The 26558-nt window shown below is 59.3% G+C and carries 28 protein-coding genes and 3 tRNA genes; 11 read left to right on the top strand and 20 right to left on the bottom strand.

Features of this window, described 5'->3' with window-relative positions; translation table 11 throughout:
- From V0U79_RS12625 to V0U79_RS12615, 3 genes are all read right to left on the bottom strand, one after another.
- The coding region (locus tag V0U79_RS12625; protein WP_273020513.1) for a GTP-binding protein at positions 1–94 on the bottom strand (94 nt) is incomplete at its 3' end.
- A 262-nt stretch (positions 95–356) separates the two neighbouring features.
- Positions 357–430 (bottom strand) — tRNA-Gly (locus V0U79_RS12620).
- Positions 431–449: 19 nt separating this feature from the next.
- A tRNA-Tyr gene (locus tag V0U79_RS12615) sits at positions 450–535 on the bottom strand.
- Positions 536–671: 136 nt separating this feature from the next.
- Between V0U79_RS12615 and V0U79_RS12610 the strand changes: the two genes are divergently transcribed.
- The 3 genes from V0U79_RS12610 to V0U79_RS12600 are packed head-to-tail and all read left to right on the top strand — an operon-like array spanning position 672 to position 2544.
- Positions 672–1463: a TrmH family RNA methyltransferase gene (locus V0U79_RS12610; RefSeq protein ID WP_330199872.1), complete on the top strand. Its 792-nt coding sequence runs from the start codon at positions 672–674 to the stop codon at positions 1461–1463.
- 50 nt (positions 1464–1513) lie between these two features.
- Entirely contained in the window at positions 1514–2179 is a 666-nt protein-coding gene (locus V0U79_RS12605; RefSeq protein WP_330199871.1) for a Fe2+-dependent dioxygenase, read from the top strand.
- Between the two features lie 2 nt (positions 2180–2181).
- Positions 2182–2544 carry a GFA family protein gene (locus tag V0U79_RS12600; RefSeq protein ID WP_330199870.1) on the top strand — a complete coding sequence of 121 codons (363 nt, stop codon included), beginning with the start codon at positions 2182–2184 and terminating at the stop codon, positions 2542–2544.
- Here V0U79_RS12600 and V0U79_RS12595 read toward each other — a convergent pair.
- From V0U79_RS12595 to V0U79_RS12580, 4 genes are read right to left on the bottom strand one after another with little or no spacing between them, the layout of a single operon-like run.
- Complete coding sequence (locus tag V0U79_RS12595) at positions 2541–3755, bottom strand: DUF819 family protein (protein WP_330199869.1); 1215 nt, start codon at positions 3753–3755, stop codon at positions 2541–2543. The genes V0U79_RS12600 and V0U79_RS12595 overlap by 4 nt on opposite strands.
- Positions 3756–3782: 27 nt before the next feature.
- Positions 3783–4196 carry an avidin/streptavidin family protein gene (locus V0U79_RS12590; RefSeq protein ID WP_330199868.1) on the bottom strand — a complete coding sequence of 138 codons (414 nt, stop codon included), beginning with the start codon at positions 4194–4196 and terminating at the stop codon, positions 3783–3785.
- Positions 4193–4591, bottom strand: a complete 399-nt coding sequence (locus V0U79_RS12585) for a RidA family protein (RefSeq protein ID WP_330199867.1) — start codon at positions 4589–4591, stop codon at positions 4193–4195. Before V0U79_RS12585 ends, V0U79_RS12590 begins: the two co-directional genes overlap by 4 nt.
- Positions 4592–4593: 2 nt before the next feature.
- Entirely contained in the window at positions 4594–5919 is a 1326-nt protein-coding gene (locus V0U79_RS12580; RefSeq protein ID WP_330199866.1) for an amidohydrolase, read from the bottom strand.
- 1248 nt (positions 5920–7167) lie between these two features.
- On the opposite strand from V0U79_RS12580, the gene V0U79_RS12575 reads away from it, so the two are divergent.
- Complete coding sequence (locus V0U79_RS12575) at positions 7168–7431, top strand: GlsB/YeaQ/YmgE family stress response membrane protein (RefSeq protein ID WP_330199865.1); 264 nt, start codon at positions 7168–7170, stop codon at positions 7429–7431.
- Here the strand turns inward: V0U79_RS12575 and metG are convergent, their stop codons facing one another.
- Positions 7432–9144, bottom strand: a complete 1713-nt coding sequence (gene metG / locus V0U79_RS12570; RefSeq protein ID WP_330199864.1) for a methionine--tRNA ligase — start codon at positions 9142–9144, stop codon at positions 7432–7434.
- A gap of 114 nt (positions 9145–9258) precedes the next feature.
- Between metG and V0U79_RS12565 the strand changes: the two genes are divergently transcribed.
- Both V0U79_RS12565 and V0U79_RS12560 read left to right on the top strand, forming a co-directional pair.
- Positions 9259–9666, top strand: coding sequence for a DUF1761 domain-containing protein (locus V0U79_RS12565; protein ID WP_330199863.1), 408 nt, complete (start codon positions 9259–9261; stop codon positions 9664–9666).
- A gap of 55 nt (positions 9667–9721) precedes the next feature.
- Positions 9722–9797: transfer RNA gene (locus tag V0U79_RS12560), tRNA-Thr, on the top strand.
- A 116-nt stretch (positions 9798–9913) separates the two neighbouring features.
- Here the strand turns inward: V0U79_RS12560 and V0U79_RS12555 are convergent.
- Positions 9914–10411, bottom strand: coding sequence for a hypothetical protein (locus tag V0U79_RS12555; RefSeq protein ID WP_330199862.1), 498 nt, complete (start codon positions 10409–10411; stop codon positions 9914–9916).
- A gap of 253 nt (positions 10412–10664) precedes the next feature.
- On the opposite strand from V0U79_RS12555, the gene V0U79_RS12550 reads away from it, so the two are divergent.
- On the top strand, positions 10665–11237 hold the full coding sequence (locus tag V0U79_RS12550; protein WP_330199861.1) for a hypothetical protein: 573 nt from the start codon (positions 10665–10667) through the stop codon (positions 11235–11237).
- A 795-nt stretch (positions 11238–12032) separates the two neighbouring features.
- Here V0U79_RS12550 and V0U79_RS13710 read toward each other — a convergent pair.
- From V0U79_RS13710 to V0U79_RS12535, 4 genes are all read right to left on the bottom strand, one after another.
- Positions 12033–12281, bottom strand: coding sequence for a transcriptional coactivator p15/PC4 family protein (locus tag V0U79_RS13710; protein WP_373696473.1), 249 nt, complete (start codon positions 12279–12281; stop codon positions 12033–12035).
- Positions 12268–12585, bottom strand: coding sequence for a winged helix domain-containing protein (locus V0U79_RS12545; RefSeq protein WP_330199860.1), 318 nt, complete (start codon positions 12583–12585; stop codon positions 12268–12270). Before V0U79_RS12545 ends, V0U79_RS13710 begins: the two co-directional genes overlap by 14 nt.
- A gap of 277 nt (positions 12586–12862) precedes the next feature.
- Complete coding sequence (locus V0U79_RS12540) at positions 12863–13048, bottom strand: helix-turn-helix transcriptional regulator (protein ID WP_330199859.1); 186 nt, start codon at positions 13046–13048, stop codon at positions 12863–12865.
- A 173-nt stretch (positions 13049–13221) separates the two neighbouring features.
- Positions 13222–14445 carry a site-specific integrase gene (locus tag V0U79_RS12535; RefSeq protein ID WP_330199858.1) on the bottom strand — a complete coding sequence of 408 codons (1224 nt, stop codon included), beginning with the start codon at positions 14443–14445 and terminating at the stop codon, positions 13222–13224.
- A 263-nt stretch (positions 14446–14708) separates the two neighbouring features.
- Here V0U79_RS12535 and V0U79_RS12530 point away from each other — a divergent pair, with 263 nt between their 5' ends.
- Genes V0U79_RS12530 through V0U79_RS12520 form a run of 3 tightly spaced genes read left to right on the top strand, consistent with a single transcriptional unit; the run spans position 14709 to position 18945 of the window.
- Complete coding sequence (locus tag V0U79_RS12530) at positions 14709–16982, top strand: DUF3604 domain-containing protein (RefSeq protein ID WP_330199857.1); 2274 nt, start codon at positions 14709–14711, stop codon at positions 16980–16982.
- A complete protein-coding gene (locus tag V0U79_RS12525; protein WP_330199856.1) occupies positions 16979–17761 on the top strand; it encodes a peptidyl-prolyl cis-trans isomerase in 783 nt (260 codons plus the stop codon). Before V0U79_RS12530 ends, V0U79_RS12525 begins: the two co-directional genes overlap by 4 nt.
- A 20-nt stretch (positions 17762–17781) precedes the next feature.
- Entirely contained in the window at positions 17782–18945 is a 1164-nt protein-coding gene (locus tag V0U79_RS12520; protein ID WP_330199855.1) for a HupE/UreJ family protein, read from the top strand.
- On the opposite strand, the gene V0U79_RS12515 is transcribed toward V0U79_RS12520, so the two are convergent.
- The 6 genes from V0U79_RS12515 to V0U79_RS12490 form a co-directional block, all read right to left on the bottom strand.
- The gene (locus tag V0U79_RS12515) at positions 18925–20019 is read right to left on the bottom strand and encodes a 2-hydroxychromene-2-carboxylate isomerase (RefSeq protein ID WP_330199854.1); all 1095 of its coding nucleotides are present in this window, start codon (positions 20017–20019) and stop codon (positions 18925–18927) included. The two genes, V0U79_RS12520 and V0U79_RS12515, sit on opposite strands and share 21 nt — an antisense overlap.
- Complete coding sequence (locus V0U79_RS12510; RefSeq protein WP_330199853.1) at positions 20016–20420, bottom strand: DUF1330 domain-containing protein; 405 nt, start codon at positions 20418–20420, stop codon at positions 20016–20018. Before V0U79_RS12510 ends, V0U79_RS12515 begins: the two co-directional genes overlap by 4 nt.
- A 43-nt stretch (positions 20421–20463) precedes the next feature.
- Complete coding sequence (locus V0U79_RS12505) at positions 20464–21765, bottom strand: hypothetical protein (RefSeq protein WP_330199852.1); 1302 nt, start codon at positions 21763–21765, stop codon at positions 20464–20466.
- Positions 21766–21827: 62 nt separating this feature from the next.
- On the bottom strand, positions 21828–22265 hold the full coding sequence (locus tag V0U79_RS12500) for a hypothetical protein (protein ID WP_330199851.1): 438 nt from the start codon (positions 22263–22265) through the stop codon (positions 21828–21830).
- Between the two features lie 57 nt (positions 22266–22322).
- Positions 22323–22817, bottom strand: a complete 495-nt coding sequence (locus V0U79_RS12495) for a DUF6702 family protein (RefSeq protein WP_330199874.1) — start codon at positions 22815–22817, stop codon at positions 22323–22325.
- Positions 22817–25204, bottom strand: coding sequence for a M1 family metallopeptidase (locus V0U79_RS12490; RefSeq protein WP_330199850.1), 2388 nt, complete (start codon positions 25202–25204; stop codon positions 22817–22819). Before V0U79_RS12490 ends, V0U79_RS12495 begins: the two co-directional genes overlap by 1 nt.
- A 143-nt stretch (positions 25205–25347) precedes the next feature.
- Between V0U79_RS12490 and V0U79_RS12485 the strand changes: the two genes are divergently transcribed.
- Positions 25348–25863: a c-type cytochrome gene (locus tag V0U79_RS12485; protein WP_330199849.1), complete on the top strand. Its 516-nt coding sequence runs from the start codon at positions 25348–25350 to the stop codon at positions 25861–25863.
- Here V0U79_RS12485 and V0U79_RS12480 read toward each other — a convergent pair.
- Positions 25860–26549, bottom strand: coding sequence for a hypothetical protein (locus tag V0U79_RS12480; RefSeq protein ID WP_330199848.1), 690 nt, complete (start codon positions 26547–26549; stop codon positions 25860–25862). The genes V0U79_RS12485 and V0U79_RS12480 overlap by 4 nt on opposite strands.
- Positions 26550–26558 lie beyond the last annotated feature (9 nt).

Below are 26558 nucleotides of genomic sequence, written 5' to 3'. Positions count from 1 at the left end.
TCGCTGCCGTCAAAGTCGTCTTGCCGTGGTCAACGTGACCAATCGTGCCAATGTTCGCGTGCGGCTTAGTCCGCTCAAACTTCTCCTTGGCCATCCTATTATTCCCTTCGATATGACCGGAAATTACGCAGCGTATTCGCTCGCGTAATAAAACTGAGCGCGGGGGATAGACTCAGCCGCCCGCAAAGGCAAGAGGGCAGCCGTTCTGTAGCTGCAAGATAGGCCGGACTGTGACCGTCCGAAGCCAGCTGTATTTTGGAAATGCTGGTCCGCCTCCGCCAAAGCTACGGCGCGACAGCCCTCGCCTGCTCTATGGTTGGCTTGCCTGGCCGAAGTTCGCATTCGCGAGCGAGAGCTGGAGCGGGTAGCGGGAATCGAACCCGCATATTCAGCTTGGAAGGCTGCTGCTCTACCATTGAGCTATACCCGCACTCGGTATCGCAGCGATATGGTGGAGGGGGCTGGATTCGAACCAGCGTACGCTCTCGCGGCCAGATTTACAGTCTGGTGCCTTTAACCACTCGACCACCCCTCCACGGATATCGATCCGCGACAGCGGCCCTATCTAGCGATAGAACCCCCGATCAACAAGGTCATGATGCCGGATCAGCGCAGCAGGTCGAAACTGGCTGACGAAACAGGCATCCCTCATCGACGGAGCGCGGACTATAATGACGATGGATAAGGGGCGCAACCGCCAGAAACCACCATATAAAACAAATAGATCGAAAGATTCTGCAGTTGACGGTGAAGGCTGGATCTGGGGCCGGCATGCCGTGCTGGCCGCACTGGCGAATCCGCGCCGGGAAAAGCGCCGCCTGCTGCTGACGCTGAATGCCCAGCGCGAAGTGCCCGAAGGCACCGCGTTTGAAGACGCCAAACCGGACGCGATCAGCGCGACCCTGCCCGAAGGGGCGGTGCACCAGGGATTCGCCCTGCGCGCCACGGCACCAGCGCCCGAAACCGTCAGAGCCGTTGCCGATCCGACTCACGGCATTCTGGTGGTTCTGGACCAGGTTACAGATCCGCAGAATGTCGGCGCCGTTTTCCGCTCGGCAGCCGCCTTTGGCGCGCGCGCCATCATCTTGCAGGACCGCAAGGCCCCGCCCCTCTTCGGCGCCACGGCCAAGGCCTCGGTCGGTGCGACGGAAACCGTGCGCCACGTGCGCGTGACCAATATCGCCGATACGCTGATCGAGCTGAAAAAGGCCGGCCGCTTCGTGATCGGCCTCGCCGGGGATGGCGAACTCGCCCTGCCGGAAGCCATCCAGAAGCATGGCGGGGCCGGCCTGGTGATCGTGATGGGCGCCGAGGACAAGGGGCTGCGCCCGCGTGTGGCTGAAAACTGCGACGCACTGGTTTCCATCCCAACCACCGGGGCCATTGAGAGCCTGAATATTTCCAACGCCGCCGCGATCGCCCTTTATGCCGCCTATGCTGCGCGGCCTGACCGCAAGGTTTGACGCTTTCGCCCCCCTGTGGTGGTTTGCCCTGACACTGCGAGGAAGCCATCATGTTCCGGATCATCGAGGATCTTCTGAGCGCCGATCAGGTGGCGCACATTCTGAAACTGGCCGATGAGGCGAATTTCGCCGATGGCCGGGCGTCGAACCCGCACAACAAGGCGAAGAACAATCTGCAGATCGATTTCGGCGATCCGCGCTTCCAGGAGACGAGCCGCCTTCTGATGCAGGCGCTGACCCAGCATCGCGTCTTCAACGACGCGGTTTTCCCGGCACGCATGACGCCGCTGATGATCTCCCGCTACAAGCCGGGCATGAATTACGGCGTGCATTCGGATGCTGCCATCATTCCCGTCCAGCCCAACCCGGTGCGCTCGGATGTATCCTGCACGATCTTCCTGGCGGATCCCGAAAGCTATGAGGGCGGCGAACTGGTTGCCCATCTGGGCAATGGTGAAATCACGGTCAAGGGAAAGCCCGGCTCGGCCGTGATCTATCCGTCAACGACCTATCATGAGGTCAAACCCGTCACCAAGGGCGAGCGGATTGTCGCAATCGCCTTCATCGAGAGCCTGGTGAAGGATCCGATCAAGCGCGACCTTCTGTTCGAGCTCAACGAGCTGATCGCCGAGGAAGGCTTCAATGTCAGCTGGGAAAACCGCACCCGCATGGAATATCTGCGCAATAATCTGCGCCGCATGTGGGACGGGGAGTAGGCATGGCCACGGGCGGCTGCCAGTGCGGCCGGGTCCGGTTTGAAACTAGCGGCGAGCCGCGCTTCATCGCCAATTGCCATTGCCGCGATTGCCGTAAGGCCACAGGTGCCGCTTTCTCTACCTGGGTCGGTTTCGAGAGCAATCAGATCACATGGAAAGGCGAGCCCGATCGCTTCGCCAGTTCTGAAGGCGTTCAGCGCGGCTTCTGCAAGACATGCGGAACGCCCCTCACCTATCAGGGCGAGAAATGGCCGGATGAGACCCATATCCTGATCGGCGTGTTTGATCAGCCGGAAACCTACACGCCCAAGGGAGACGTCTTCACCGAAGACGCTTTGCCGTTCTCCAAACCGAAGGGCCGCTAGCCCGGCCAGAACTGATAGACGGCCGTGGCGATCAGGGTTCCGATCACATAGCCCAGCACGCCGACCAGCACGCCCGGCGTGATCAGCTCTTTCCAGCCCTTGGCCGCGGCCAGCGCCGGCGCCGTGGTGGCACCGAGAATCGCCGCATTGGACGCGGTGATCAGCTCCGGCAACGAGAAGCGCAGGAGCGAGCCCAGCCCGAACAGCACTATCGCATGCACACCCAGCAAAAGCGTCACCAGCGCCAGCAGGAGCGGCGCATCGCGCAGCAGGGAGGGAATGTCGGCCCCGGCGGCAATCGCGGCAAAGAAGACAAAGGCCAGGCCCACGCCCAGCTCGTACCCGCCGTGCAATTTCTTCATCTGGCCAGCGAGGAAGGTGGCCGGGATCAGCGTGATCACGGTCAGGATCGCATAACGCCAGTTCCCGGCAGCGCCCGCCGCATTCTCCACCCCCATGCCTGCCAGAAGCTGGCCCAGCTGCCCGGTCAGGAAATCTGCCAGCGCCACCAGAACCAGTGCATAGGCAATCGTGATGGTCAGCGTCAGCGCGCTTGCCTTGCCTGCACTGTCTTCGGCGGCATCGCCCTCGGAATGATCCTTCTGGACAAAGCGGCTGGCGATGAAGCTGACGCCGGGAATGATGGCCAGGAAAGCCAGGAACACGCCCGAGAACAGATTGTCCACCGCCGTGGCCGCAGAGATCAGCCCGGGATCGCTCTCCGTCAGCCCGGTGACATCCGCCAGGGCGGCGTAGTTCACTGATCCGCCGATATAGGTGGCCGTGAACAGTCCGGCGAGCTCGGCTTCCAGATCACCGAAATCAAGCACGCTGAACGCCACAATGGCACCGATCACGGTCGCCAGCGCCGCCAGCAGGAAGGCGCCGGTCATGCGGCCGGTCTCGAACAGGATCTTGCGCATGTCCGCCTTCATCAGGAAGAGCGGGATCAGCAGCGGCACGAAATAGCGGAAGACAAAGGAATAGGCGTCGCCCGATTGCGGGATCATCGTCCCCCAGTGCCAGCCCCCACCAGACGCTGGAAGCGGCACCGGAAAATTGGAAAAGAAGATCGCCAGAAAGATGGCCACGACCGCCCCGGTCAGAACCGCCCCGATCCGCGTCTTTTCGGAAAGAAAGCCAAGACCGGCGATCACGAACAAAGCGCCCATCAGCGCGAAATTATTGTCGGCGGGGATCAGCGATTCCATGACGTGTCTTCCTTCGTTTGCGCGCGATCAGTCGCGGCGTTCAAACCGGCTCTCGCCGGTAAAGCGGGCAAAGCCTCCTGCCCCGGACTCCGATCCGGGGTCATTCCAGCGCACCAGCGACCATTCGGTTGTGATGACATCGCCTTCGATCTCACCGGTCCAGCTGGTGATGGTGTGGCAGGTCTCGGCCCCGGCGATCCAGACCACGGTGAAGCTGATCAGCGGATCGAAGACGCGGCCTTCGACCGGGTATTCGATCCCCTGACAGCGATAGCCCGCTGCGCCGTTGACATAGCGCCCGGTAAAACGGCCCTCGCCATCCATCTCGTCGAGATAAAGCAGGGAGCCGGACTGGTTTTCCCAGACCGACGGCACCAGGGGCTCGTCGGCAAAGGCCGGAAACGCCCAGATCAGGGCGATTGACAGCAGGAGCGCCCTCACCCCTCGCCTCCCAGATAGGCGTCGGCCTCGACTTCAACGATAAACTCCGGCGCCGCCAACGCCGAAACGCCATAGAGCGCAGAGGCCGGCGGAAATTCACCGAACACGGCAGAATGCGCCCGGCCAAACGCGGCCTGCGCTTCCGGGCTCATATCGGTGACGAAAACGCGGGTGCGGCGCACATCGCTCATTTTCGCGCCCAACTTTGCCAGTGCGGCTTCGATGATGGCGAGACAACGCCGCGTCTGGGCTTCCATATCGCCCGGCGCGAAAGGCTGACCGTCCTCGCCGACGGCCACGGTTCCCGAGACCCAGATATGCGGACCGTCCTTCACCGCACGGCGATAACCGACGCGGTCCTCCCAGACCGCGCCGGAGGAGATGCGTTCCACCATGCCTATTGGGCGCCGTCCGGCTGCAGGAAGTCCAGCGCGATCGCCGTCAGGCCTTCCGTGGCCTGCACGATGGCGGTCTCGGCATCCGGCGCAAACAGGGCCGAGTGATTGCCCGGCGCGGACAGGCCCCGCGACTGGTAATCCACCAGCGTGTCTTCCGGCGTACCGCCCACCCAGAACATGAAGATCGGGATGTCTTCCTCGGTCCGGCCAAAGCGCGAGAAATCCTCGCCGCCCGTCACCGGGTCCAGCTGGCGCACGGCCAGCTGACCGAAACGCTCCTGCAGGACGGCCACGCCGCGCGCGGTCAGGTCCGGATCATTATAGGTGGCCGGCGTGTAGGGCTCTTCCACTTCCACGGTCGGCCACAATTCTTCGGGAATACCGGCCGATGCCGCCTGCCCGTGCGCGATGCGCTCGATGCCCGAAAGCAGCATTTCACGGTTCGCATCGGTGTAGGAACGCACCGTGATCTGCAGATGCACCTCGTCCGGGATGATGTTGTGCTTGGTGCCGCCATTGATCGCGCCCACCGTCACCACTCCGGTTTCCTGCGGGTTCAGCTCGCGGCTGACCAGCGTCTGCAAGGCCACCACGATCTGCGAGGCCAGCAGCACCGGATCGCGCCCGACATGCGGGGTAGAGCCATGCGCGCCGATACCGCGCACCGTGATATCCACCGAATCCACATTCGCCATCGCATAGCCCGGCACATAGCCGATCATGCCCGCCGGAATGGCGCCGAAGGTGTGGAAGGCGACGACCGCATCGGGCAGCGGGAAGCGCTCATAAAGCCCGTCATCCAGCATCATCATCGCGCCCAGGCCCAGCTCCTCGGCCGGCTGGCCGATCAGCACCAGCGTGCCCGACCATTCATCGCGGCGCTCGGCCAGCTGGCGGGCCGTGCCGACCAGGCCGGTCATGTGCGTATCGTGCGCGCAGGCATGCATGACATGGCTTTCCAGACCGCGCCGGTCCGTGCCCATCACGGTGGAGGCATAATCCAGCCCGGTATTTTCCTCGATCGGAAGGCCGTCCATGTCGGCGCGCAGCATCAGGGTCGGGCCCTCGCCATTTTCCATGACGGCGACAATGCCGGTGCCGCCCACGCCCTCGGTCACCTCATAGCCCAGCGCACGGATCTCCTCGGCCAGCCGCGCCGCGGTCTCGGTCTCCATCAGCGAGAGTTCCGGATTGGCGTGGAAATGCTCGTACAGGCTTTCCAGATTGGCCGACCAGTCCGATTCGACCGCACTGCGCAGATCATCCTGCGCAAAAGCGCCCGCAGACAGGGCCAGAGCGGCAACAGAAGCCAGAAGCGTTTTCATGAAGACATCCCCTTGGAAAATTTCTGCCCGCATAGGAGGACGCAAGGGGGAAAGGGTCAAGGGGGAGGACGGCGTAATGAACGACGACAATTGGCCATTGGCGCGTACACTGTAGGCGCAACCATTCCATAACCGCTAATATTGAAACTGATCGATGGCGCAGGTCCGCGTGTCTTTCCGGCAAACAACCGCAACATCGGCAATGATTGGCAGGGAGTCGTCAATGTTGGGGTCGATGGGTGCTGCGTACTGGATAAAATAGTACTCGTCATCCACTAGCCCAGCGTATCTGTGCGCGTTTGGCGCCATATCGAAACACCCACCGGCGTACTCGCTGAGCACATTCCAACCCGACTGAACGAAAAAGGCGGCCTCAACCGTATTTTCTATCTCTCGTGCATCAGAAGCGAGTGGAAAGGAGTCAGCCGCAGGATAAATGGGCTCCGGGGGACACGACAATGTTCCGGTCATGGCGAGTAGAACTAACAATATTCCACCTCCCTGTTGGGGCTGGGGAAAACAGGGGCACACCCCCTTTAACCTGCCTCCATACGCGGCTGCTTGCACGGGAAACGAGGGGGTGTCCCCGTTTCAAGAATGCAGGAATGCAGTAATAGCGCCATCATCACTTCACGACGCCGATACGCTTGATCAGCCACTGGAGACAATAGCTGAACAATATTACCAACAAGCCCAGTGCGGTCGTCATGGCATAATCGCGAACGATTATCATGTGGACTATAACCGCAAGCATCAAACCCAGAACAGCTAAGGCTGCGATATATTTGAGCGCCCTAATCATAATATTCTACAGACCACATTCTTCGATCTCGTCCGTGTGTGGCTGAAGGAACGAGCCACCGGAGGAAACAGGGACACACACCCTTTAACTTGCTCCGATACGCGGCTGCTTGTACGGGAAACAAGTATGTGTCCCCTGCCCCTGCCAACTCTACCTTGGCGAGCATCATACGATAGCGGGCATGTCAGGCAAGCCCACATTCTCCACGTCCAGGCGGACCCGCCTATAATGGCGGTGCTCTGGCCGCGGTGCCGGAAATATCGTCCGGGCCGGGGCCGGAGGCTTGGTCGTAGTAGTAGTCGTAGTCGTAGTCGTCGTAGTAGGAGTCGAAATTCGCTATCCCCGGAATCCGGTCCACGCCCCTGTTCAAGGGTCATTTTATACCGGTAAACGGCAGGAACGGGGCAGGTCTGGCTTTCGACTTAACCATCACGAGGCGCCTGAACATGGGCACGGAAATCATCTTTCAGATCGTTTTTCTACCAATTGGCCTGAGCGCTGGCTATTTGGCCGGGCTGATCACGAAAGGAAGACGCCCCATCGGCCTTCTGGGCGACATGCTATTGGGCATGATTGGCGCGTATCTGGGCGTTTGGCTACCTGCGGCCTTTGGAGTCATCATTCCGGGCGCGTTCGCCGGTGCGTCTGTGGCCACCCTAATCGGCGCCGTGGTGGTCCTGTTTATCGTGCGGCGGATCAGAAAAGCGTGATTACCCCTCGCCGCCAAACCGTTCTGTCCATTCCGCCACCTGATCATCATCGATCTTGGCGAAGAGCACGTCCGGCGGGGTGACGTTCAGGCCCACGGGCAGAACATCCAGCAGGCCCGCTGCCGGCTCGTTTGGCCAGTTGCGGTTCCCCTCCGGCACGCCAAGGCAATCAAGGATAGTGGCGGCGGTGTTCGGGATGATCGGTTGGGCGGCAATGCCCATCAGCACGGCGAGATTCAGCGCGGTGCGCACGCCAACAGCGGCTTTTTCCCGGTCGGTCTTGAAATGCGTCCACGGCTCGGCGCGCGTCAGATATTCATTGCCCGCCGCCCACAGGGCGCGGGTCTCGGCCGCCGCCGGGCGGAAGCGCATGGCTTCGTAATTGTCGGCAATCGCGGCCAGGCGCTCATCAACCTCGCGCGCCAGCCAGGCCTCATGCTCGCCCGGCTCTCCGCCCGCCGGCACCTGCCCGTCAAAACGCGAGCCGGTAAAGCGCAGGATGCGGTTGACGAAATTGCCCAGCACATCGGCGAGATCCTTGTTCGCCACGCCCTGGAAATGTTCCCAGGTGAACTGCGTGTCCGAGCCTTCCGGCGCATTCGCCGTCAGATACCAGCGCCAGTAATCCGCCGGCAAAAGCTCCAGCGCCTTGTCCATGAAGACGCCGCGCTTTTCAGAGGTCGAAAATTTGCCGCCATACCAGTTCAGCCAGTTGAACGCCTTCAGCCGGTCCACCGTCTTCCACGGCTCTTCAGAGCCCAGGATCGTCGCCGGGAAAGACACGGTGTGAAAGGCCACATTGTCCTTGCCCATGAACTGGACATAGGTGACATCGTCCGCGCCCTTGTCAGTGCGCCACCAGCTTTCCCAGTCGCCACCATGGGCCAGCGCCCATTCCTCGGTTGCGCCGATATAGCCAATGGGCGCATCGAACCAGACATAGAAGACCTTGTTCTCGAACCCGGCCCGCACCTTTCCATCGCGCGCCACCGGCACACCCCAGGACAGATCGCGCGTGATGGAGCGGTCGCGCAGGCCCTCATCCAGCCATTTATTGGCGATGGACACCGCCAGCGACGGCCAGCTGTCCGCCGCGGCATCGACCCATTCGCGCAGCTTCGGTTCCATCTTCGTCTGCAGCAGATAAAGATGGCGGGTCTCGCGGACTTCGAGATTCTTGGAACCGGAAATCTTCGAATAGGGCTCGATCAGGTCCGTCGGCTCCAGCAAGCGGCCGCAATTATCGCACTGGTCGCCGCGCGCGCGCTCGAACTCGCAATGCGGGCAAGTGCCCTCGACATAGCGGTCCGGCAGAAAGCGGTCATCATCAATGGAAAAGACCTGCTCGTCTGCGCGTTCCTCGATCAGCCCCTTGTCTTCCAGAACCGCCGCGAAATGCTGGGTCAGGCGATGGTTGGGCGCATTCGAGGTGCGGCCGAAATAATCATAGCTCAGCGAGAAGCCGTCACCGGCCGCGCGCTGGATCTCGTGTTCCTGGTCGCAATAGGTTTTGACGTCGACACCGGCCGCCGCCGCCGCCAGTTCGGCCGGCGTGCCGTGCTCGTCAGTCGCGCAGATATACAGCACATCATGACCACGCAGGCGCTGGAAACGGGCATAGACATCGGCCGGCAGCATCGAGCCCGCAAGATTGCCGAGGTGCTTCACCCCGTTGATATAGGGCAGCGCGCTTGTGATCAGGTAACGGGCCATTTTCGCTTCGCCTCAATTCCGGATTGCGTCTAGGATTTCCCAATGGATGCGCGCCGGCAAGCCGCATCCCGAACAGGCGCGAGACATACGCGCGATTTCCCGGGGAGGAAACACATGCCACGCATATTCGGACACAATTCGCTCTTCGTGCTGGCCGCCTTCATCGTCATGTATCTGATCGGCTTTGCCTGGTACGGCATCATCTTCGAAGAACCCTATCAGGCCCTGTCCGGTATGGACATGGAAACGCCGACCGCACCCTGGCGCATGTATGGCGTTGGCCTCGCCATTCCCTTGCTCAGCGTGCTGGGCCTGAGCTGGGCCTTCAACAAATTCAATCAGGTCGGCATGATGCGCTGTGTGAAATCGGCGCTGGCGATCGCCGTTTTCTTTGCCGTTTCCACCAATCTCTACGCGCTGGCCTATGACGTCGGCTATCCGCTCGCCCTGATGTGGATCGATGGCGGACATATCCTCGTTGGCTATGGTGTGGCAGGCGCCATCATCAGTTTCGGCAAGTAGGCACACAGCCTGCTTGCAGGCGGGCGCGGCTTCGCTATAAGCAGCGCCTTGGTCGGCCGGCTTAGCTCAGCTGGTAGAGCACCTGATTTGTAATCAGGGGGTCGGGGGTTCGAGTCCCTCAGCCGGCACCATATAAATCAATGGCTTAGACAGACACATAACCGAACGCCTCAGCATTAAGCTACCACTGCGCTACCGGATGACTCGGTGAAGAGACTCGAAAACCCCGAGCGCCAATCGTTGGAAGTCATTCAAAGGTGTCTGTCAGATTTTTCGCGGCGATTGAATCTGCCAGCCTTCTTCCGACGCGAAAATTGTTCACGACCGCGATTAGCGCTGAAAAGCCACCCCAAAATAACGGGGCAAAAAATACTTGCCATAACCAAACTGTTGGGTCTCCGCCCTGCAGTGAGAAAATGAGTATTACGAGGTAAACAAGGAAAGAAAGGGAAGCTCCAGCGATGGCGACCTGCCAGACCGCTAGCCTTCCAGCTTCACTTGATATTGTTCGTTTGAGAATCGCGAGAACGAGGAGGTCACGACACACCTTCAGCACGAGCGCGGCGGCTAAGCCCAATCCGACCAGCACCAGCAAACTGCCGATTAAGTAAGCCACAATTTGGTCCACAGCGACTTGCGACTGAACAAAGCCAAAAATGGTTGTGATGTTCATCAACAAAGCCAACGGAATCCACACCCACAAGCTCGTTACCAAGACATCAACCCATCTCCAACGCGCTTCCATTATGCACTCCGCTAATTTTATTCCGTAACTTAACATGAAGCGTTGATTGGAACACTCAGCCCGACGGACAGATTTGGATAGATGGATTTTGAGCTTCTTTCGCTATCCGATGGGCGCCCTCCGAGGCTCTGTGTTAAAGCCCAAGCAGCTACTGGTAGTTTTTGGGGGGGCAATAAACATGTGGTGGATACTAGCTAAGGCGAAAATCGAAGAAATTTCTGCGGGCCTATCAAGGCGGTTTTCGCGTCTCAACTTGAGCGACAAGACCCAAAAATTCCGACGGTCTTATTTTATGCAACATGATATACGCGTCGTAGCCGCACTGATTGGATTCATGCTAATTTTGGTCGGACTCCTCTACTCTGCGCAGGTTTTAACTGCGCGGCCTGAGCGCGCTCCTCAGCCCGATATAGGCGGGCCTTGGATAAGGCTGAACACAGGCTGGCTATTCGATGCTGACTTTTACTCAGCTATTGAACAAAGGGGCACAAGGCTGCGCGCCTACGCTTCTCGCCAAGATTATTGCTTCAATTTCCGAGACTCCTGTGACGAGGAAATCGTGCAAGTTGTTCGCGCTTTCTATGTGAATTGTCAGAGGGGAACAGTTACCGATGATTATGCTGTTTATCGGCCAATTCGACATGATGGAGAGAACTGGGTCGTCGTGAATGGCGAACGCTTTCAGACCACGGACATTTTCGACCAAGGGCTTCCGCGCACCCGCATTCCAGCCGCGGGCTCGGCAGATTTGGGCTTATTTGACCTGACTTGCGGCAATGTCGATGTATCAGAACTTTCGACTACAGAGGGCACCCTTCCGCGTTAGAAGAAGTATGCTGGGGCAATTTTGGGTCCCTTATTCGAGGGGGCCAGGGTTAGCTATGCCTCTTTGGGACTCCCGGCGCTGGGTCCCATAGACAGACACCGGCCGAAAGACCTTGGCCAATTTAATTGTTGAAGTGACTGGAGAGAAAAGCGCTTTTTTATAGTCGGGAAATTTAGTCTCCGCGCACCCCAAACTATTATTATATCTACTCATATGGTGCATTCGACCGTCCCGAACCCACTAGAGCAAATTCAAAATTACAAAGTCAATTCAATGATTAAGCTTTCAAGTCAAAGCTGAATGACCAGACCGCTAACGCTTCACAGACGAATGTGTATTCAATCGCTTTTTTATGCGTTCGGATTTTGTGGGGCAATCCACCGCTCATAGCGCCAGCTCTCAGATATTTTGGCGGCGGTGGGATATTGTGAAAGGCTAACTTGCCGCGTTCGGGAGCGACGCGGCCCGGTCAGGCCTCCGGCTCTTTCTTGGCGAATCCAGCCCTTTTCCAAAAGCTCGCGAACCACGCGACCTGCCGTCGGCTTTGATACATCCAAAGTCAGGGCCACCGTCGTTTCGTCGGCTTGCCATATATTCGAGCACCCAGGTCGATACTCGCAAAGCCAATGATGAAGCAGCCTAATTGCCGGTGCGGACAGGCTCTGGAATGCGGGCAATTTTCTCCATCCCGCCAGAAAACGGGCATGAGACGGGCCTCGTCGGCCACCATGATTGTTGCTCATAATTGAAATGGCCGGGGCCAAGGCGTGCATAGACGCCCCGGCCCCAACACCCTTATTGCAGCCAGCCGCGCGAACGGGCCGCCCGTCGAGCGTCTTCAAGCGCCTCTAAAATAGCGGGCAGGTGGCTGACGGAGAGATTGATACCCTTGCGACTTGGCCGGTATCGACCGCAAGGCTCTCGAAAGTATGCGCGGATCTCAAGCAGGTTGTGACCCTCAAAAATCGTCAGGCGAACCCGGACTATTTCGTTCGCGTTCTTGCGCCATTCAGCAACCGTGTAGGGCAGGTTAGGGGCTGACATTTTCCACCCCCCTATCAATAGATTCCACGTCAAGCCATGAGTGAAGAATGTAGCGCCCATGCCAGCCGCAATCATGCGGTTCGCGAACGGTTTCGATATCGAGGTCCATATCTCGCAGGTTCTTGATATACGCGCTCAGGCGGTAGGCGGGGCCACCCGTGAAGTCTAAAGCCGTGATGCCCTTAGCGCCCCTCGCAACAAGCAGCAGCAAGGTTTCACCTTCTCGTCCGTTTGCCTGCTGCATGCCGCCATTTCTGCCGGGTCGGCGGAACAAAACCCGAGGGTATCTGCGCTTACGCATCATCCTGACCCTCCCACGCGAACCCAATCAGCTCGGCAATGGTCGAGGCGTGATGAGGATTGAGGTGATAGCGTCGCATCAAGTGACGCTCGGCGTATGAGCGCCGCCTGACCGGCTGACGAGTGTCGGCCCAGCGGAATAGCGGCAGGTCAAGCCCGTTGCGCTTATAGCGCTCGCAGTATATTTTCATCGTATTCCATATCCATTAGTTAGTGGGTTGGTTTCGAAAGCCTCGACGAAGTGTCCAAACTTGCCGTCGGGGCTTTCTCTTTTTGTGGATTCAGGCATCGCTAGTGCTCCCCTTAGTCTTGCCGTCGAGCCATTGCTCGACATCGGACCAGCGGTAAAGAACGCGGCGGCCTACTTTCAAAAATGCGGGAGTGTCCCCGCTCAGGCGGCGCTTATTCCATGTGCTGACTGAAATGCCCGTTTTTTCTGCAAGGGCGGCAACATTCAACAAAGTCATTTTTTGCTCTCGATTACTTACGGACCCAAAATCAGTCCGCGAACAAATAATGAACACTCAAGGGCAGAATGCGCAACTACGGGAAACGGAGTTAACATTGGGATTTTCGAGTTCGCCCACAGAAAAAGAATAATTTTGCGCAAAAAAACAGGCGGTGCGCCGCTACTGTTTCTTTATTTACTGGGGATTGGAGCAATATCAGCAGGCGCCCTCCCGCTGATTGCCGCGTCTATCTCCATGCTGATTCGGGTTGCCGCCAGTTGGAGTGGATCGTTCGATAAGTGCGCATAGCGTTGAGTCGTGGCGCTTTGCTTGTGGCCCAAAAGCGCCCCGATTATCGGGAGAGACTGGCCACCGGCAGCGCCAAAGCTGGCAAACGTATGCCGCAAATCGTGGAGACGAACATCGTCCAGCTTCGCCATCTTCCGAATTTCGCGCCATAGTTTTCCAAGCCCCTGATAATGGCTATCGCCACTGATGGCAGGAAACACCCACGGCGAGCCTTCAACGCGCTCCAGTTTGTTTAGAATGGCGAGAGCGGGCGGTCCCAGCGGGACGGACTTTTGTCCCGCCTTGGAATCGCGGAGATGAATTGCACCGCGTTCGAAATCAACTTCATCCCAGCGCAAGGCAGAGATTTCTAACCGCCTTGCGCCGGTAAAAATAAGCAGCCGGATTATCGCAAGACCTTGCGGGTTCATTCCCTTGGCATCGGCTTCACCAAGAGCCACGCCTAACCCTTTCAGCTCGTCGGCGGAGAGGTAGCGCTTTCGCTGCTTCTCCTTGTATTTCGTGATATGGCGGCAAACCGTTGAACCGTTCGGGCTTACACCCCAGCGTTCTGCCGAAGAAAGCATGTGGGAGATGAGCGCAAGACACCGATTGGCTGCGTAGGGCGTCTCGCGCATGGATCTATGAAAGCGGGCAACATCATCGCGTGTAATATCGCGCACTTTCAACTTCCCCAGCGCAGGCAATATGTGTTTCTTCAAATTACGTTTGGCGTCTTCGATTGTGCGCTTTTTCAAGTGCGCCTCGATATGCTCGCGCTCGTATCGCTTGGCGAATTGCGCCAGCGTTTCAGCTTTGCGAGCTGTCTGGTTTTCGCCCGCCGGATCGGCACCATCCCGCACTCGGCCGAGCAGCCGCATGGCTTCGTTGCGTGCGGCGCTGGGCGTCCAGGTGCTCGCGCCAACCGCTTCCACGTCCGCAGGCATCGGCTTGCCATGCTGGCCAATAGTCAGCCAGCGCTGCTGCCCTCTCGCCCGGTATTTCAGAACATAGGACTTCACGCCCTTCGCGGTAACGCGCAAGCCAAAGCCCGGCAAGTCACCGTCCCATAAGGTCTCGCCTGGCTTCGCTGCATCCACAATGCGCTTGGTTATATGTCCCGCCATGACTGGTAGCTCCTGTTCACATGCTACCACCCTGCTACCGTGCTACCGGAAACGCAAGGGGACTAGAGGGAAGTAAATACGTCAAAATCGCATTATATATATTACTTTATAGCACTCGCGGAAATGCCGAGAAAGCCAGACATTCTGATTTGTAATCAGGGGGTCGGGGGTTCGAGTCCCTCAGCCGGCACCACTTTCTATGGTCCCTATTCCCTCCCCGCCCGGATTCTGCTTAGGCTGGCCGGGAGATCGGGGAGGATGTCATGCGTTATGTCTGGATTGGTGCCGGGCTGGTGCTCGCAATCGCCGCAGCCGCCACTTTGTACGTGTTCGGCATATTCCACAATTGGTATGGGCAACCCCGCGGTCCGGGCGAGATCGCCGGAGCCGCCATCCCGCAGGAAACCATCGAAGAGCGGGTAGCGCGGATCAATGCCGCCGCGGAAGCCCTGGGCGAACCCGGCGACACTGAAATCCTGTTTGGTGATCTCCATGTTCACTCCACATTCTCGACTGACGCCTTTGTCTGGGCCTTGCCTTTGCTGCGGGGCGAAGGCGCCAACCCGCTAGCCGATGCCTGTGACTTTGCGCGCTATTGTTCGGCGCTGGACTTCTGGGCTGCCACCGATCACGCCGAAGCCCTGACGCCGACGCGCTGGGACCAGATTATCCAGACCGTCCAGCAATGTGCCGCTCGTTCTGACGCGGACGGCATTCCCGACGTCATTCCCTTCGTCGGCTTCGAGTGGACACAGGTCGCCCCCTTCCCGGAAGATCATTACGGGCACAAGAATGTCATTTTCCGCTCGCTGGACCCGTCCGAGATCGCCGCCCGGCCCATTGCCGCAGCGGGGGTCACCGTTCGGGCTCTGCGCGACAATGCCCAGGCCATGTTGCCGCCGCAGATCGCCCTGCTCGATCTCGCCAACCGGCAGGATTATTATGATTTCGGCCGCTTCGTTCAGGATGTCCGCGATGTACCCATGTGCGATGAGAATGTCGCATCCGGTGACCTGCCGCGCGAATGCTACGAAGTGGCCGCGACACCTGCCGAGCTGGTCACCCGGCTGGAGAGCCAGGGACTGGAGCCTCTGATCATTCCGCACGGTACGGCATGGGGCTTCTACACGCCGCCCGGCACGACCTGGAACAAACAGCTGGAACCCGAACAGCATCCGGACATGATGCGCCTGATCGAGATCTATTCCGGGCATGGCAATTCCGAGGAATACCGCTCCTGGCACCCGACCATTGGCGATCTCGATAACATTGTCTGCCCGGAACCCAGCGACAATTATCTGCCCTCTTGCTGGCGCGCGGGAGAAATCATCCGCGAGCGGTGTGAGGCAGAAGGCCTGCCGGACGATATCTGCGAAGACCGGGCGGTGACCGCGCGTGAAAACGCCGCCTTTGTTGGCCTTGCCGGGCATCTGACCATTCTGGGTGAAGATGTCGATGACTGGCTGAATTCCGGCCAGTGCCAGGATTGCTTCCTGCCGGCCTTCAACCTGGTGCCGACAACCAGCATTCAGGCCGGATTGGCAACAACGCATTTTGATGAAGACGGGAATGAATACCGCTTTCGCTGGGGATTTGTCGGATCATCCGATACCCATACCGCCCGCCCCGGCATCGGCTACAAGCCGTTCGAGCGCCATTACATGACCGATGCCGGCGGTGCGACCACGCAGAATGTCGCCGAGCATTTGATGCCGCCGGATGGCAGTTCGCCCGCAGAATCCATCCGACTCACGCGTCAGGACCTGATCAATAATGCCGGCTTCCAGATGACCGAGGTCGAGCGCCAGGCCAGCTTCTTCACCGGTGGCGGGCTGGTCGCGGCCCATGTCAGCGAGCGCTCACGCGACGGCGTCTGGACGGCGCTCGAAAACCGGCAGGTCTATGCCACGTCCGGCCTGCGTCAGCTTCTCTGGTTCGACATGATCGATGAAGACGGCAACAGCCTCGCGGGCATGGGGGCCGACGCCGAACTTTCGGACAATCCGGTCTTCCGGGTGCGGGCGGCAGGGTCCTTCCGCCAAAATGAAGGCTGTCCGGATTACGCGGTGCGCGGATTGTCGCCCGACCGCCTGCAACAGCTCTGCCGCGGCGAGTGCTATAATCCCGGTAATGAGCGCTACCACATCACGCGCGTCGAAGTCGTCCGCATCCGGCCGCAGATCAGCGAGGATGAGCCGCTGGACGGCCTGATCGAGGATGCCTGGCGCATCCTGCCCTGCGATGATCATGGTGAAGGCTGTGAAGTCACCTTCACGGACCCGGACTTTGCCGAAACCGGCCGCGATACGGTCTATTATGTCCGCGCCATCCAGGAGCCTTCCGGTCAGGTGAATGCGGAAAATCTGCGCTGTACCTATGACGAGAACGGACAGTGCATCGCCGTCAATCCGTGCTTTGGCGATTACCGTACGGATATGGAAGAGGATTGCGTGGCCGATGTCGAACACAGGGCCTGGTCCTCGCCGATCTATCTGACCCATCTGCAGCCGGAAGCGATCATCGAGGACACCGAATGAATTTGGCAAAATGGGCGTGGGGCGCCGGCGCCCTCGCCGGAGGCGTCATCGTCCTCGTCAGCGTGCTTTGGCCCGGTGATCATTCCATCCCGCCCGGAAGCGAAGTGGCGGTAATCGTCAACGGGCAACCCATCCCGGTCGAGGATGTCGAAATCGCGCTGGAAGCCATTTCCCGCGACAGCCGCAATCCTCTCACCGGTGAGGATACGGATCGCGCCATCGAGCGACTGATCGACGAAGAGCTCCTCTTCCAGCGCGGCATGGCTCTGGATATGCCACGCAATGCCTCGAATGTGCGCCGGTCCATTGTCATGTCGATGATCGATTTTGCCCGCGCCGATGCGGCGCCGTTGCCTGATGATAACGAATTGCGGGCCTTCTTCGAAGACAATGTCGAATTTTTCGATGCCGAGGATCGTTACCGTGTCCGCTGGGAATCAGCCCCGACGCGCGATGGCGAACGCCGCCGACCGGCGGCTCACCCGCCCAATCGCATGCTGACCGCGACAGATCTGCGCCGGTATCTGGGCGATGCGCTCACATTTGCGGTACAATCAGCCACGCCCGGCGAGACCATCGGCCCGATCGAGACCGGAGGCCGGTTTCATTGGTTGAGTATCACCGAATATTCGCCTGCGGGAACCCCTGTGTTTGAAGACCAGCGGCGGCGCGTCGAGGCCCTATGGCAGGAGCGCGCCGAGGAAGCCGCGCTGGAGTCCTATATTGCGGAGCTACGACGGGCCGCCGACATCCAGCGCCAGCCTCTGCCTGACCAATGAGGTCACTGGTTGCTTTTCTCTTGGCAGTCCTGGTCGCCAGCCATGCAATGGCGCACGAGCGCAGCCGCTCGAATTCCGTGTGGACGCCGACGGATGCCGGGGTGGCAGGCAGGATCTATCTTGAGGCCCGGCAGGCTACGCTCCTCCTCGCTCTGAATGAGGGTAGCGGCAGCCTCGAAGCCGCTTACCGGCAACGGCTTGTTGATGGCATACACATCGAACGCGGTGGGCAGGCCTGCGCGCTGGACGCACCACCTGCCATCTCCCTGCGGCCGGACGGACGCCTCGAAGGCTCAGGAAGCTGGACCTGCCCGCGTGCCGGCCCGGTCGAGATCAGTGTGCAGGTCTTCTCGCCCCTGTCCGCCAATCATGTGCACTTTATCCGCTGGCAAACCGATGACGGTGTGGTCGAGCAGGTGCTTTCCCGAGGCCGCACGACTTTTAGCCCGAACGAAGACCATTATGCCGCGCCGACGGCCTGGATGGGCTACCTTGCGCTCGGCTTCGAACACATTCTGGGCGGTCCCGACCATGTGGCTTTTGTCTTGGGCCTGATGTTGCTCGTCAGCGGCTGGCGGCGCATTGCGCTTGTCACAATCGGCTTCACACTCGGCCATTCCATCACGCTGGCGCTGGCTGTCCTGGGATGGGTGTCGCCCCCGGGCGCCGCTATCGAATCCCTGATCGGATTTTCGATCCTGTTCATCGCCGGCGAAGCGGCCCTGTCCCGAAGACCGGACTTCGTCCTGGCCGGCTGGAGTGGCGGCGCACTTCTTCTGGCACTGGCACTGATCTCGGCCCTGACCGGTGGGCTGCTCGCCTGGCCCGTCTGGCTGGGACTGATCATCCTGACCATCACCTATTTCCAGTGGCTGGGAGCGGGGGGCCGGGCCGATGTAGCCGCCCCTGCGCTCAGCGCCGGCTTCGGTCTGGTACATGGCGTGGGATTTGCCGGAATATTACTGGAAGTCGACATCTCCGGCCCCGAACTGATTCCGTCGCTCCTGTCCTTCAATGTGGGGGTGGAACTCGGTCAGCTGGCCATTGTGATCAGCGCATTGGCCGTGCTGGCACTCATCCGCCAATTTTTCGCTCACAATGCCCTGCCGTTGGGCAGGGCCGCCATGATCGGTGTGCTCGCCTGTCTGGGAAGCTTCTGGTTTCTAGGCCGCGCCTTCACCTAGCCAGCGGCCGACCTGCCAGAGCCGGTCCTGGCCGAAAGCGCTGTTTTGACCGACCCGGAAAGTCGGTACACCCCACAAACCCAGTCCGAACATCTCCTGACGATTGGCCTCAACGGTCTCACGCCAGCCTTCATCAGCCATTGCATCCTGTGCATAGGCCCAGTCGAGACCGGCGCGCTCCACGATCACTCGTAAATCCTTGTCGCTTGATGCCTTTAGCCCTTCGGACCAGACGCCTTTGTAGAAGCTTTGCGTGAAGGTGATCGCCTGCCCGTCCGGAATGGCACGGTTCAGAATGGCAAGGCCGCGTTCCACGCCGGCGCCAACCGGATCCTCGATTTTCCCAAAAGGAATATCGAAACGTTCGGCTTCGCGTTTGACGTCGCGAACAATATAGAACTGTTTCTCGCGCGGCACCGGCAGTGAGCGCATCACCATCGGAAGGATCGGCTTCAATACCAGCTCGGCTTGCCAGCGTTCTGCCAATTCCGGCGCACGCATCATCGCGATATAGCTGTAAGGGCTGCGCAGAGAGAAGAACATGTCGAATGAGCCACCGGTCGGCCCGTCCGGTTCGTCAATCGGCGGATAGAGCAGTTCATCCTCTCTCGCACCGAGCCGGCGTTCGAGGTAATGCAGCCGGTCGAGACCCCAATACCATTCGCCTTCGAACCAGATCATGCCACTGCCATAATGTCCGTGCTTGCGGCGCCATTCGGCATTGGCCTCTCGATCGCTTTCAACGGCAAGCGGGGTGTCTTGTCGATCAATGCCGTAGGCGTCCCGAAGGGAATTGGCATCCCGCTGGGCCCACCTCGCCAGCATTTCCGGTTCCGGGGCGGCAGACTTTTCCGGCGGTCCGACCTCCAACACACGCAAATTCAGACCATAATGCCGGGTAAAACCGGGCATTACGTCCATCAGCAATTCCGAATAGGGATCATTAGCCTCGTAGATGAAGACCAATGTCTTCGATCCGCCGTTCAGCGTCCGGCCAATGGCCCGCCAGCCACGCGCGAAGCTGCGCACGCGCCGGCTGGTCAGTATTTGCGTGAAGAGTGTCCGCGCGCTCATCGGCCGGGCACGCGGCACGGCAGAAGCAGCTGGCCTTCCAGACCGGCCTTGCGATGCACAGCGATCTCCTGGAATTCCGGTGTCAGACTGATATCCACCAGAGTTTTCGGTGAGGGGTAGGTCATGATCGCAACCATGTCCCAATTCTCGTCGAGCTCACCAATCAGCAGCCCGCCTACATCCCCCGAAAAATCCAGCGACCCGCCGGCTGCCAGAACCAGACGCGTCATGGGCTCTGCGTATCGGAAATAGGCCTCACGCCCGGAAATATCGGCATCCCGACCGTCTGGATAGTTCGCCTTTTCCCTGAACTTCAGCAGGTTCACCATGTAAACCGGGGCATCTCCCATCGCGAGAAATGCGTTAATCTGATCGTCATTTGGCTCGACGGCGTTTTTCATGTTGCGCTCCTTGATGTCAGCAGGCCGCAAGCTTGTCTGCCGGTCAAGACTGCACTTCCTCCAGACCCAGAGCCAGAATGCCGCCAATCAGCGTCATCCCGGCCATAATGGCCAGAACAACGATGGCCCCGGCGATCGCTGCGATAATCGTAAACACGCCACCGGCCAGCAAAACCAGCCCCACAATCGTGTTCGAGAGCGCTGTAAATCCCGCGCGTTTTTCCGGTGTCGCCATGTCGGTCAGATGTGTCACACGGCCCAATCGAACGCCCTGATATGCGACCATGATCGCAAATATCATCAAGGGCAGAGCATAGAGCGGATGTAACCAGCCAGCGATCGCCAGCGCGTACGTCATGGCGAGCGCGAACCCGCCACTGGCGGCAGCAAAGACCAGCACTTTACGGCTGGAGCGATCTGAAAGGCGCCCCCACACATAGCTGCTCAACATTCCCGCCAGGGCTGCCCCCATCACCATTGCACCGAGTGGAAGTGCAGAGACGGGCGGTGCAGCGGCAATCATGAAGGGTGGAGCGAGAGCCGTCGCTGTAAGCAATGAGCGCACAAGAATGAATCGCCGAAGCTGCGGCTCGCTGACCAGATAGGATAGGTTCTCGAGGGCGGCTGAAATTGCCGCTTTGCCACCCTCTGTCGCGCCGGGTGCCTCCTTGAGCCCAACGAAGACAACGGCGGCTGTCAGCCAGGCCAGGGCCGCCAGAAACACAGCTGCCGTGACGAGCGAGAGGCGCTCTATCAGTCCGAGGGTCAGCAGCAGCGCGAAAAGCAGAACGACTGCAGAGGCCAGACTGGCGGCCATGCCCGTCGCCGTTCCACGACGGGATTTGTCGGCAGTTTTTCCCAGCACGTCCTTGTAACAGACAGAACAGACGCTTCGAGCCAGTGCCAGGACGGCCAGGGCCGCAATGATCGTAAGTCCGGCAGCCTGTCCGGACAGGAAAATCGCTGCTGTGCCAATCGCCAGCGCGGCAAGCCCCTGAACGGCAGCCCCTGCCGCCCACGCCCATTTGCGTTGTGGCAGGCGCCGAAGAGCGCCTGCCGTCAACAATTGTGGCAACAAAGCCCCGGCCTCGCGTATTGGGACAAGCAACCCCACCAGTGAAGGCGGCGCGCCAACCTGCAAAATCAGCCAGCTCAGAACCAGTTTGGGATCGATCAAACCGTCAGCGGTCTTGGACAAGGCGAGAGCACCGACATGCCGAAAGAAATTTCCAGCCTCTTCGCGACAGGCACTTTCGGGAATGTCGGTACAGGCGCGGCCATCATCATCCATGACCACCGCATCAAACGCCGGTCTGAGCCAACTTTCATTTCGTGATGCTGACATCAATTCAGGGTCTAGTCTTCCGGATCGTCGGGATTTTCCGGTGCCAGCTGAACCTGGCCGTTTCAGCGGGGCGTATCAGAGGGAACCGCATCATCGCTTAGCTCAGGATTATCAGCCTCGGGGTCATAAGCCGCGCGCCCGCAACCGGGATTGTCAACGCCTAGCGCCGCAGCAAGGCGGGCACGATCGGCCAGCTCATCGCGAGAACAACCGCCGCGGCTGAAATCCATCTCACCGAAGCCCCAATCATCGTCCGCTTCAGCAACCGGCTCGGGGGCACGAAACTCATACACCCCCGGTGCCGTCTCGACCCAGCCACCGGTCCGGCCCGCCCGGTCTTCGTTCTGACATTCGATTTCCGAGCGCGTGTCCTCCGGCTCGCCACTATTGCTCGACCATTCCCACTGGAACTCAAACCGGTCAGTCCGCGTTTCCGGATTGGTAGACTCGGACGTCGCCGGCGGCAAAGCAGATTGCAGGAGGACTAGCAGAACAATCATGCGAGGCTCCCCTTGTACTCCAACACTAGTCCTGTTCCCGCCTTGCGCCAATATTTCTCAGGGCGTCAGAATGGCCCAATCGGCATTTTGTGGCGTCTGGGACGCGGTGCGGACTGTCTCTCCGAAGAAGACATTGGTCAGATTGGCCTGATCCTCGAAACTGCTCATCATCAGGCGATTATCGACGGCCACTTCCGAATAGGCCTCCTGCGCCGGGACCACATAATATGCCCAGACGAAACGGCCCTCGAGCTCGAGCCCGACAAAATCCGGCTCCCGGATCTCACCATTCATGCCGAAGGAAAAGGCCGCGCTGAGGAAATCATCGGCAGCTGCATTCCACTCTGAACTGCCGGGCACGGTGTCTTCACTCATACCCGCCTCGACCATGGCAAATTCCAAATCGTGCGCGAAAAGCCTGTGCACGATCTCCACTTCCGAGGTCCGCTCGTTGAAACGGATTTCCGTCACAGCTTCATGCACGCGATGAGCGTTGGCTGGCCCAATGGTCAGGAAAAGAAACAGTCCTGCAGCCAGCCAGCCGATGCGCATCAATCATCATCCCCTTCATTTTCAGGGCGCGTCTCCAGAGAGCCCTGCCCCACAGTCAGGTCCTGGTCCTGAAGCATGTTGGTGGAAGACGACGAGCGATAGAGTTCGATCCGCGAACGCTGGATTTGCGGTGGGAAGACATTGTCGCTGCGGTCGGCATCGGCAATCTCATGCAGCGGATCCAGTTCCACCCGGAGGATCTCGCGCTCCGTCAGATACGGCCAGATCACCTCATCCTGATGACGGCGCCAGATTTGTGCCGGGATGCGCACATGTTCGGTTTCTCCATCGGTGAAAGTGATGTCCAGAATAACCGGCATCACCACCCCGCCATCATTGCGGAAGGTCATGAAATAGAGGTTCAGTCCGGAATTCAGGAATTCCGCTTCCCATTCGTCCAGATCGGCGACGAGACGCTCATAGGCTTCACGCTCGCGCTCGGTCACCGTGTGGGCGTCATTGATCGTGTAATAGTCACGCACTTCGGGATTGCGCTCTGAATAGGTGCGATAGCCGGCCTCCCGATTGCTGCGCACCGTCATCGATTCAACAGCGTTGGCTTCCTCGCGCTCCAGCGCGTTTTCAATCTCCGGATCTTCGGTATTGATTGTGCCCTGGACGATGTTGGAGATTCCAAGATCGACATGGTCAGTGGAGTAAAACCAGCCACGCCAGAACCAGTCGAGATCATGGCCTGACACTTCTTCCATTGTGCGGAAAAAGTCATAAGGCGTCGGCCTGCGGAAGCGCCAGCGGCGCGAATAGGTCCGGAAGGCTTCATCAAACAGTTCGCGGCCGAGAATGGTCTCACGCAGAATGACCAGCGCCGTTGCCGGCTTGGCATACGCATTCGGCCCCAGCCTGCGAACCGAGTCCGGCTGGGTCATGATCGGCTGATGATCTTCAGAGATCATGTAGGGAATAATGGAATCTGGCTCGGCTTCCGTGGACGGGTAATTCTCTTCCCAGGCCAGCTGCGCCATGTAATCGAGAAAAGAATTGATCCCCTCATCCATCCAGGCCCACTGACGTTCATCCGAGTTCACGGTCATCGGGAAATAGATATGTCCGATCTCGTGCGCGATCACGCCAACCAGGAAGCGCTTGGTGCCGCGGGAATAGGTGATGTTGCCATCTTCGTCGCGGACCGTACGCGGACCGTTGAAAGTAATCATCGGGTATTCCATTCCGCCCACCGGACCGGAAACGGACTGCGCCGTCGGGTATGGGTAGGGGAAGGAAAAACCGGAATAGACATCCAGCGTATGTTCGATCACGCGGGTGGACCAGGCTGACCAGATGGGTTCATTCTCGTTGGGATAGAAGGACATGGCCAGAACCACGTCCGGCGCATCGCCCTCTCCCTCCTGCTGAACGCCCAGCGCATCCCAGATAAACTTCCGGGAGCCGGCAAAGGCAAAGTCGCGTACATTCGTGGCAGCAAAACGCCAGGTCGCCGTCGCGGCCGTTCCCTCGCGTTCGTTCTCCAGCGCCTCTTCTGGAGTAACGATAAAAACCGGCTCTTCCGACGTCATGGCCGTTGCGAGGCGTTCGCGCTGGGCCTCGGTGAGAACCTCTTCCGGGTTCTGCAACTCTCCGGTTGCCGAAACGATGAAATCCGCCGGCACCGTGATGTCGACTTCGTAATTCCCGAACTCCAGCGTGAACTCGCCACTGCCGAGGAAGGCCAGATTGTGCCAGCCCTCATAATCGGTGAAAGCAGCAGCACGCGGGAACCATTGCGCCACAAGGTAGATGCAGTCGCCGTTCTCGATCTCTTCCTCGAAACACTGATAACCGGCACGCGCCCGAATGACGTTTTCCTCGACCAGATTGTAATCCCAGGCAATCGAGAAAGAGATTGAGTCGCCGGACGCCAGCGGTTCGTCGAGATCAATCCGCATCAACGTATCGACGATGGTGTAATCCATCGGCACGCCACGTTCATCGGTCAGGGCATACACATTGAAGCCACCTTCCCATTCGCGATAACGCATCATCGCATGGGCCTGGCTCTGGCTGACCTGGTCGGTCTCGGAGACGATCGACGTCAGATTGCCCCAGCTGTCCCGGCGAAACCGGTTCTGGTCCATCAGGAACCAGAGGAATTCCAGCTCATAGGGCGAATTGTTCGTATAGGTGATACGCGCGCCGCCGATCACTCGGTTTTGATCTTCATTCAGGCTGACATCAATGTCGTAGTCGACCTGCTGTTGCCAATAATCCGGGCCGGGTGCGCCATGCGCCGGGCGGATTTCATCCGGTGTCGGCCAGACTTCGCCTTCGAACTGACGGAAGAGGTCTTCGAAATCTCCGACCGACTGGTCGACTTGTGCCAACGCCGCAGCCGGAAACGCAATCATCAATGCAAGAACAGACCGGATCATGAAGAGCCCCATTCCAATTCAGCGTGGTTTAGACACCGTAATATGAGACAAATCGCATACGAGACGAACCCGCCAATGCAGCACGGCTGGAAACCCTTGGATTATCCTCTATTTTCCATAGCGATTCGAACGGGAGACCGCCAATGCGTTGGATAGCAACCGCCTTCATGGCCAGCCTCCTGGCAGCTTGCGGAAATTCAGGCTCTGGCGAGGATACAGGCGCAACTGCGATTGCCCCTGAACCCGCCGCTTCTGTCAGCAATGCGTCAGATGAAACTGCGCCGCCAGCGCCCCCGCCTTCGGTTGATTTGTCAGCGCTGCCCGCACCGTACGATACCGCTGATTATGACGCCGGCCGGCGTCAGTTCCGGCGCTGCAGTTCCTGTCATACGCTTGATCAGAATGGCAGCCATCGCGTGGGTCCGAATCTTTACGGCCTGTTCGGCCGCGAGGCCGGTTCAGCGGACAATTTCAATTATTCGAATGCTCTTTCGGGCGCCGGTTTCATCTGGACACCAGAACAGCTTGATGAGTGGCTGGCCAATCCGCGGGAATTCCTGCCCGGCAACCGCATGTCCTTTGTTGGCCTGCGCGAGGAAGAAGACCGGCGCAATGTCATCGCTTATCTCTTGCACGAGACCGCGGCTGAAGACGACTAGAAGCGCCGCCACCAGCTGACCGTCCAGCCGGATTCGTCTATCGAATTGCGCCCATGAATCGTGGTAAAGGCACCGACGACCAATTCGCCATTGCGGATACGGATACCGGCGCTCAACTGAAGCTTATGCTGTGAAAAAGACCTGTTATTCCGCTGCCGGTCGGCACCGCTGATTGTGTTGAATGACTGGAGCATAACGGAATAGCGATCCGCCAACCGCCAGCCTGCCGTCAGATCAAGGCGCTGTTCGGACGGATAGTCATCGCTGCGCAGCGTGTAGCCATACTGGATATCCGCAAATCCGGCATTGCTGATGGACCGTCCCGCCAGCGCGCGGATCTCGACGCCATTCGCACCGTCGCCCAGAGGCCGGTCGGCGACATTCTCGCCGCCGCCGGGGATGACCGCCGAACCCTGAACAGAGACAACCCAGCGGTCGTGTTGCCAGACGCGAGCCTGCAGGCCTATCCGGCTGGCCGACAGACCGGACGCCGTATCGGCTGCGCCGTTATTGTCCTGACTGATTTGTTGAACCGCCAGCTGTAGCACGACCGTCCAGCGGCTGGTGAGCCCGTACTCCGCGTGGATGGAGGATTCATATTTCGAAAAATAAAGTCCGGCCTGCCGGTCACCATCTGCGTCGATCAGATAATCTGCGCCGGACAGCAAAAGGCCGGAGATGATCAATCCCCGGCC

The sequence above is a fragment of the Hyphobacterium lacteum genome, assembly GCF_036330345.1.
Lineage (GTDB): Bacteria > Pseudomonadota > Alphaproteobacteria > Caulobacterales > Maricaulaceae > Hyphobacterium > Hyphobacterium lacteum.
Note: the sequence above shows the minus strand (reverse complement) of the source record. Positions and strands in the feature narration are given on the sequence as shown.